The 8252-nt window shown below is 42.0% G+C and carries 9 protein-coding genes; 4 read left to right on the forward strand and 5 right to left on the reverse strand.

From position 1 onward, the window contains the following. Positions 1 to 186: 186 nt before the first annotated feature. The 3 genes from VE944_RS22235 to VE944_RS22245 all read right to left on the reverse strand — a co-directional run bounded on the left by VE944_RS22235 (position 187) and on the right by VE944_RS22245 (position 2492). Positions 187 to 726, reverse strand: a complete 540-nt coding sequence (locus VE944_RS22235) for a L,D-transpeptidase (RefSeq protein WP_324981985.1) — start codon at positions 724 to 726, stop codon at positions 187 to 189. A gap of 504 nt (positions 727 to 1230) precedes the next feature. Further along, complete coding sequence (locus VE944_RS22240; RefSeq protein ID WP_324981988.1) at positions 1231 to 1746, reverse strand: L,D-transpeptidase; 516 nt, start codon at positions 1744 to 1746, stop codon at positions 1231 to 1233. A gap of 113 nt (positions 1747 to 1859) precedes the next feature. Continuing rightward, on the reverse strand, positions 1860 to 2492 hold the full coding sequence (locus VE944_RS22245) for a bifunctional 4-hydroxy-2-oxoglutarate aldolase/2-dehydro-3-deoxy-phosphogluconate aldolase (protein WP_324981991.1): 633 nt from the start codon (positions 2490 to 2492) through the stop codon (positions 1860 to 1862). Between the two features lie 226 nt (positions 2493 to 2718). Between VE944_RS22245 and VE944_RS22250 the strand changes: the two genes are divergently transcribed. Both VE944_RS22250 and VE944_RS22255 read left to right on the forward strand, forming a co-directional pair. Further along, positions 2719 to 2973 (forward strand): hypothetical protein, encoded by a 255-nt coding sequence (locus VE944_RS22250; RefSeq protein ID WP_324981994.1) that lies wholly within the window; start codon positions 2719 to 2721, stop codon positions 2971 to 2973. A gap of 340 nt (positions 2974 to 3313) precedes the next feature. After that, positions 3314 to 3586: a GlsB/YeaQ/YmgE family stress response membrane protein gene (locus VE944_RS22255; RefSeq protein WP_324981997.1), complete on the forward strand. Its 273-nt coding sequence runs from the start codon at positions 3314 to 3316 to the stop codon at positions 3584 to 3586. 176 nt (positions 3587 to 3762) lie between these two features. Here VE944_RS22255 and VE944_RS22260 read toward each other — a convergent pair whose 3' ends face one another. After that, positions 3763 to 5874, reverse strand: a complete 2112-nt coding sequence (locus VE944_RS22260) for a M3 family metallopeptidase (RefSeq protein WP_324982001.1) — start codon at positions 5872 to 5874, stop codon at positions 3763 to 3765. A 183-nt stretch (positions 5875 to 6057) separates the two neighbouring features. Here VE944_RS22260 and VE944_RS22265 point away from each other — a divergent pair, with 183 nt between their 5' ends. Continuing rightward, the gene (locus VE944_RS22265; protein ID WP_324982012.1) at positions 6058 to 6282 is read left to right on the forward strand and encodes a hypothetical protein; all 225 of its coding nucleotides are present in this window, start codon (positions 6058 to 6060) and stop codon (positions 6280 to 6282) included. A 126-nt stretch (positions 6283 to 6408) separates the two neighbouring features. Next, the gene (locus VE944_RS22270; protein WP_324982014.1) at positions 6409 to 7365 is read left to right on the forward strand and encodes a hypothetical protein; all 957 of its coding nucleotides are present in this window, start codon (positions 6409 to 6411) and stop codon (positions 7363 to 7365) included. A gap of 242 nt (positions 7366 to 7607) precedes the next feature. Here the strand turns inward: VE944_RS22270 and VE944_RS22275 are convergent. Then, a partial coding sequence (locus VE944_RS22275) for an ABC transporter ATP-binding protein (RefSeq protein WP_324982017.1) occupies positions 7608 to 8252 on the reverse strand: 645 nt, incomplete at its 5' end.

Below are 8252 nucleotides of genomic sequence, written 5' to 3' on the forward strand. Positions count from 1 at the left end.
GCAGGCTTTGTTTCTGGGAGCTTCAGAAATTCTTCCAAGGTAAGTAGTTGAGTAGTTGAGTAGCTCATAGCTCCTAAATCCCTCGAAGATGTGTTTTTAGTCTAGCAGTATGTATAGACAGGTGCTTAACTCCGTGAACGCACCCGCCCATACATTAAAGACAGAATTGCAACTCTTAATTACGAATTATTTCCGCACCACTACTAAAGTTCCCGTTGAAGCCCATCTGTAAAGATTGCCAGCTTGCTTAACAGGTAAATTTACGCAACCGTGGCTAACTGGAGTTCCAAACCGATTATGCCAGTAAGCACCGTGGATGGCGTAGCCTCTGTAGAAATACATTGTGTAAGGAACATCAGGAATATTGTAGCCTCTGCCTCGCATCCGGTGAGTGCGATACTTAGAATTAATCCGAAATCTACCTATGGGTGTGGGAGTTGATCGCTTGCCTCCAGAAATGCGGTATGAATAAACAAGCCTTTTACCTTCCCATGCACGTAAGCGTTGCTCTGACAAGTCAATTTCAATCCAGCGAGGTTGGGATGTTTGCCTGATATTAGATGCAGTGAAGCTGTTTTCATTCGCTGACGCGGCTATTGCTGTAGTAAAGTTGGGTGTACCAGCTAAAGGTGATGACCAAGAAAATAGAGTCGCCACCATCAGCGCCACGCCTGTACAAAAAGTTCCTGAAGAACGAACCCTACCACTGCGAATCCAAGATTGCATTATGCCTAACCTTCTAAACTACGCAAAAATTATGAAGTGAAGTAATTTTCTTGAAAATTTCAAATTTCCAAATTAACTACTCGCTTCCTGTTGAGGATTTACGCAATTCATCCGCTAATGCTTTTCAAAATAAGTCCTAAGCTAATCTGCATCTAATTTGCACATTTGTCATTTGTCCTTAATTAAATGATGAGTTTTAACTAATGACCAATGAATAATGACTAATTACAAAGGACTCCTTCACAAAAAATCTGTCATTTAAATGCCTAAATATAAACTTTCCCCAAATTTATATTTGCATTTTTAATTTCACACAGTAATTGTCAGGATTTACGCTTATTTTCTTGGGCAAATCGTTAAATGCCCTCTTCTATATTTTATTCCAAATTCAGTAATTCCGACTCCGAAGATTCCCAGCATAAAATATTGCTGAGAATCACTCAATTGTCTTGATTTGTTGTTATTAATTATTTTCTCTAAATTGCCTTTTCGTTGCTTCACCTACTATTTCTGGATAACAACTGGTGTCCCTACCGATGCCCACTCAAATAGCCATTTAGCATGTTTAGGTGCGAGATTCACACAGCCGTGGCTAACTGGAGTGCCAAACCTTTTATGCCAATATGCTCCGTGAATACCGTAATTACCTTGGTAAAACATGGCATGAGGAACGTTGGGAACATTGTAGTTTTCTCCCCGCATCCGTGTAGTTTTGAACTTGGATTGAATATTAAAAGTACCAATAAGAGTGGGAGTAGATTTTTTACCAGAGGAAATAGCACTTCCATAAACCACTCTGTCACCTTCCCAAGCTATTAACCGTTGCTTTGAAAGATCAATTTGAATCCAGCGCTTATCTGATTTTTGTAATGTCTGGATTGTTTGTGCGATCACTTTATTTTTGGAATTAGCCCAAACTTCACTCGTTCCAGTAGTAGTAAAAACACTTACAGACAGTGCTGTACCAGTGAGGAGTATTTGCAAGCGACGCACCCAGTCAGGATTAATCAGTCTTTTCATTTTAGATACACTTACACTCAAATCATGGGGTTTTGAGAAACTTATCAGTTTTCACCTTTATTTCCCTATCTATTACTTTAATAGACGTAAACTTTCAATGATTTGATTCTAAGTTAACTTAACTGTTGTATCAGCTTTCTTGCCCCAGATGCGATCGCTTCCCAATTCCCCTCTGTGACAAGCTTTTTGGGAAATAATTCCCCGCTCAAACCTACAGCGATCGCTCCGGCTTGCAAAAATTCTTTGGCATTTTCTAAAGTCACGCCGCCAGTAGGAATTAAGGGAATCTGACCTAGTGGCCCTTGCAAACTTTTGATATAGTCTACTCCTCCCAGTGCTTGTACGGGAAACACTTTTACACAACTAGCGCCCTGGCTCCAGGCGGTAACAATTTCTGTAGGAGTCATAGCTCCTGGGATAATCGGCACATTTTTTTCTTGTGCTGCTTGAATCATTGCGGAGTCAACGTGGGGTGTGAAGAGGAATTGCGCCCCAGATGCGATCGCTTCTTCTAGCTGCTGCACATTAAATAGCGTACCAGTGCCAATAGTACAGGCTGGTAATTCTGAACGTAATTGAGCGATTAATTCCCCAGCCCGCGAGCTATTCCAGGTAATCTCAATTAACTGCATTCCCCCAGATGCTACAGCCATTGCCATTTGCTGTCCCACTTCGATTTTAGGGGCGCGGATGACTGCGATCGCCCGATGTTTTTGCAATTGTGATAACCAAATTTGATTAGGCATTTTGACTGGGAATTAGGGACTGTGGATTATGGATCGGGCTAATACAAGCAAATTTTCCCACTTACTAGTCCTTATTCCCTAATACAAGCGTGACATAGTAACCGCGATGGCTCTCAAACTTGCTTCTTGTATCAAGTTATGAGATATTGTAAACAGCATTAAGTCTATCAAATTACCGTAGTTTAAAATAAATACCTCAGCTTTTGGGGCTAAAGGAGTAATTAAAATGACAATTGCACGACAAAACCCAGCAGAATATTTACCAATTACCATTCATGATTCCAAAAGTATGGAAATAACCAGCTTGTGGAAGCTTGTCCGACTAGGTGCAGTGCAAATAAACGGATTTTGGTGGCGGACAAAGGCATACGGAACGATTTTAGGGGTTATGTTGCTAACCTTGGTAAGCCTGATTTTCCTAAGTATGCATTGGTCTTATCGCAGACTGTCCCCATTTTTCAGCCATCGAGTCATTGACTAGGCTCGTCCTATACATCGCCTAATTTTCCTTCGTTTACATTACTTTAGAAACAGTCTTTAAAAACTCAGCTTAATTCTTCTAGTAGAGGAGAGAGCTAATTAAAAATGCATATACTGCAATTACCAAGCAATAGTTTGATAAGCCCCTAGTTGAAGACCTACTAGGAGCTTTTTTTATTTAATTGATTATCTAGCTCAATGGTGGTACATACTAATGAAAATAGTTGTGATTCAACTCTTCCTTATGGTTATTAATGATTAATTCTGATGGTAGATGGAACGAAATATTAGGATTGATAATATGTATTTGTGAGTAAAAAACGTTTACCCAATTAATAACAATGAATATTCTTGCTTGGATTGTTTTAGGTCTAATTGCTGGTGCGATCGCTAAAGCTATCTACCCCGGTCATCAAGGTGGCGGTATTCTGGGAACAATCTTATTAGGAATGATCGGTGCTTTAGTTGGCGGTAGCTTAGGTGTATTCTTCAATACGGGAACCCTAGCTATAACAGGCACTAGTCTTAGTATTCCGGGTGTTGCGCTGGCAGTTCTTGGTGCAATTGTTGCAGTTTTCCTGTGGAACTTAATAACCCGTCGCAGTGCTGTATAAGAGCAAAAATGCAGACAAGGAGTGAGGGGAATTTAAAAAATCCATTTAACTATTTTGAATTAAATCCAAAAAATAGCGCCAGCCTGTGATTTAGGTGGTGCTATTTTTTGGATATTATATTCCGCAGGTTGGCGATCGCTAATTGGGGATTACTTTCATGCGAGTAGGGACGTTGTTTAGTTTACAGCAGCACCGACTAAACCATTGTGCCTGAGCAAAGCGATCGTACTCGGTTCACGACCCCGGAAAGTTTTAAACACCTCCATTGGATGCTGACCACCACCAAGTGCCAACACTGTATCTCGATAACGCCGACCTGTAGCTTTTATAGCCTCTTCATCTTCTAGCCCCGCTTCTTCAAAAGCGGCAAAAGCATCAGCACTTAGTACCTCGGCCCACTTATAACTGTAATAGCCTGCTGCATAACCACCCTCAAAAATATGTCCAAAAGCACATAAAATTGAATCTTCTGGAAGTGGCGGTAAAACAGTAGTAGTCTTGGCTATGCGATGACGCACATCTGAGGGAGTTTCATTACTACCAGGGCGATAGCGATAATGTAGTTCTAAATCAAGACTGCTCAGGTGGATCTGCCGCAACGTGCCAGATCCACTCATATAATTACGCGCCGCTAGCAGCTTTTGATAATAATGCTCCGGTAGGGCTTCACCAGTTTCGTAATGCTTCGCCATTCCAAAGAAAGTGGTTCGCTCATAACACCAGTTTTCCATAAACTGACTAGGTAGTTCCACTGCATCCCACTCCACATTGTTGATGCCTGCGGCTCCCGTATAGTCAACCTTAGTGAGCATGTGGTGCAATCCATGACCAAACTCATGGAACAAAGTCTCTACTTCATAGAAAGTCATCAAACTAGGTTTACCATCTACGGGAGGACTTTGATTACACACCAAATAAGCTACAGGTAAGCGGATAGCAGTAACACCATTTTCAGTGATTTTGGCGCGATTGATGCACACATCCATCCAAGCACCACCGCGTTTCTCTGCTGGACGGCTATAAGGGTCTAAGTAGAAATAGGCTATGGGAGAACCAGTTTCGTCAGCGATTTGGAAATAACGGACATCTTCATGCCATACTGGCGCTTGACCATCGGCAGAGGTGACAGTAACGCCAAACAGCCGCTTGACTAATCCAAATAAGCCGTCTAACACTTGGGGAAGAGGAAAGTAGGGACGCAATTCTTCAGAGGTAAAGGCAAATTTTGCTTCTCGTTGGCGTTCTGCCCAAAAGCTGATATCCCAGTGTTTTAAATCCTCAGCTTCTGCTGCTCCTTGTGCTGCTGCAAAAGCTTTGAGTTCTGCCAAGTCTTTGACAGCAGCATCATAACTAGCGCGGCGTAGTTCTTCTAATAGGGCGTTGACTGCCTCAACGTTGGGAGCCATTTTACTAGCGAGGCTTAATTGGGCAAAACTTTTAAAGCCTAGTATATCTGCGAGTTCTTGGCGCAACTTCAAAATGCGCTCAATTAAGGGGTTGTTATCCAAATCGCCACTAGAAGCGCGGGTGATATGAGCTTTGTAGAGTTTTTCGCACAAATCTCTACGGGTACTGTGCTGCATGAAAGGGCCATAGCTGGGGAAGTCTAAAGTAATCCGCCAGGGGCCATTTTCTGGTGTGGCATTGCTTTCGCCAGCTGCACGAGCAACTTGGGCTGCTAAACTCACTAAGCTTGGTGGTAAACCGTCAATTTCCGCTTGTGTTGTTAGGGTTAAGCTGAAGGCTTTAGTAGCATCAAGTACATGGTTAGAGAATTTGGTAGAAAGTTCTGCTAACTCCATTTGTATGGCGTTGAAACGTTCTCTTGCCTCTCCTTCTAAGCCAACACCAGAAAGTTCTGCATCTCGAATAGCCGCTTCTACAATGCGCTGTTGGGCTAATTCTAAGGTTGCCCAACTATCACTGCTACGGAGTGCCTTAAAAGCATTATAGATAGGTTTACTTTGACCAAGCTTATTGATAAATTGTACTACTAGTGGCTGTACGATTTCATGAGCTTCACGCAGTTCTGGGCTATTTTTAACACCCATTAAATGATTCACCACCCCCCAACTCCAGGTAAGCCGTTCTGTCAGCTTTTCTAAGGGTTCTACTAAACTACTCCAAGTAGGCTGTACATTAGACTCTAAGGTGGCAAGCTGCTGCTCAAGTTCTGCCAGCAACTCATTGAAGGCTGGTACTACTCGCTCTGGTTTAATCTCTGCAAAGGGAGGTAAACCAGTGCCTTGAAGTAGGGGATTGTCGGAAATAATGGTACTTGCACTCATGGTTTTGTGTGAACTGCGAGGGAATAAAAATCAACAATGATTTTGATTTATATATTTCTAATGTAGCGATCGCAGCGCTAGTTAGTCTTGCCATTATGACAAAAAGGCGAAAAAAGCGAGAATTTCTCACAAAAATATCCCGATACAGCAATTTTGTTTAGTTTGTGAACAATATCTGACGGCGTGACAGCTCCAGAAATATCAAAGCGATCGCCCGCAGAGTGCATTCACTTACCTGAACTTTACCAAAGGCGATGCCTGCGGCGGGCTACGCCAACGCAAAAAATCATAATTAATGTACTATGTCAAACAGGTAGCGCGTCCGCCAGCATGGGCGTTATCCTGAAAGCGCAGTTTCAGCCCAAGAATCCCACACTTTCAAAGCGTGGGAGTGTCAAACTAACTTAATGCGATCGAGCATCCTTGCCGAACCAAAAGGTAGGCTGTATATTTATGATTTTATTTGGCAACTCATCTTTTTACTCGTAAAATCGAAAACAAGATCAAGGTAAGTAGAAAAGAGTCCCTAAATTAATGAATACGTTAATCACTCAGGGTGGAAGAGCTATCACTAAATTTCAGGTGGTAGACCGGATAAATGATATCGTTTGGCAAGCTCACCAAGGTAGCGTTGCTGCGATTATTCAACTATTGAACGAAAAGCTAGCAAAGTCTGGTGTCAGAACTAGAGCCATATTTTCTGATGGTGTCTTACAACTTCTGTGCGAAGCGGCTAGGATAGAGCAACTTGAGCAATCTTCCCTCGTAGAACAAATCCAGCAAATTCTTGATTCCATCGCCCCGCGTCATATTCGGCGAGTCAATGTCAACAGTCGGATTGTTCGGGAACAACAATTATTGTGGTTAAAAGAGATAGATAGCGATCGCGACAACCAATTGCTTTGGTCACAAGAAATTACGTTAATTCAGCCTAATCTTGTAAAGCAATTGATTGCAGATTTCACAGAAGCTCAAGCTGAACTAGGAAAGCCATATTTTCCTAGAACTCAAGTCTCTCGTCCTTTAGTACTTATTAACAAAGAAAAACACAAAAATAAGCCTAAAGCCAAGATATTAGCTGTGACAGGTTTATGCTCGCTGTTGTTGCTTAGTTGGGTTGTTTATGCCCAGTTAGGTAATAATCTGAGCAACTTAATGCAATTACAAACTTCTAAATCTATAACTCCAGAAAATACGAGCGATAGGAAAGTTAAAACACCACTTAGTCCTGCTAAGAATAACCTTTCTGATCCGTCTGATGACCAATTTGCCACAGCCGTGCGAATTGCCAACCAAGCTTCTGCATCTGGTAAAACAGCCACAGTCTCAACTCAGTGGTTAGAGATAGCTGCTAAGTGGCAACGGGCTTCAGATTTAATGAGTAAGGTGCCGCAAAAACACAGCCGTTATCAGGAAGCCAAGATTCGTACTCAACTTTATAAGAAATACAGTGAGGCAGCCCAGAAAGAAGCCGATAAGAGTAAATCTTAGTTTTTTGTAATTAGAAAACTTCGATTACTGAGCAGGCACAATTCCGTAGACATCTATTATCACCATATTGTATACATCATGACTAGTGGCTCAGAATTTCGATTTTTGTACCAAATACTGTTAGGCATAATTAGAAAAAAATCGACCTTATGGTGTTATCAATAAGGTCGATTTAATCAAGCTAATTGATTCGTGGAGTCAATCTAAAATCCAAAATCCAAAATCCAAAATCTCTATGTCCCCTAACTCAAGAGTTCTCCTGTTTCTTGCAGGGAGTGCAAGCGGCGATAAATCCCCTCGTGACGCAAGAGTTCATCGTGGCTACCCACTTCTACAATCTTTCCTTGCTCCAGAACCACAATTTTATCGGCTTCTCGCACTGTACTTAAACGGTGGGCAATAACAATAGTGGTGCAAGTGCCTTGAATCGATCGCATCGCTAGCTGAATTGAACGCTCAGACTCATAATCTAAACTAGAAGTGGCTTCGTCAAAAATCAGTACGTCTGGTTCCACTAACAACGCCCTAGCAATTCCTAACCGTTGTCTTTGTCCTCCAGATAGTCTGACACCTCGTTCTCCCACGACGGTGTAATAACCTTTGGGTAAGTGCTGCACTACTTCATCAACTCTGGCAATTTTACAGGCTTGTTGAACCTGCTCCAAACTAGCATTTGGTCTGCCGTAGGTGAGATTATCCAATATAGTACCGTTAAAAACGTCTACTTCTTGGTGAACGATCGCTAGCCTTCGTCTATACTTACCCACATCCAAAGTGCGAATATCTTGACCATCAATCAGAATTTGACCTTCTTGAGGCTCAAAATATCGCAACAGCAATTTCACTAAAGTAGACTTACCAGAACCGGAACGCCCCACTAATGCCAC

It is taken from the genome of Nostoc sp. (genome assembly GCF_035638895.1).
Taxonomy (GTDB): Bacteria; Cyanobacteriota; Cyanobacteriia; order Cyanobacteriales; family Nostocaceae; genus Nostoc.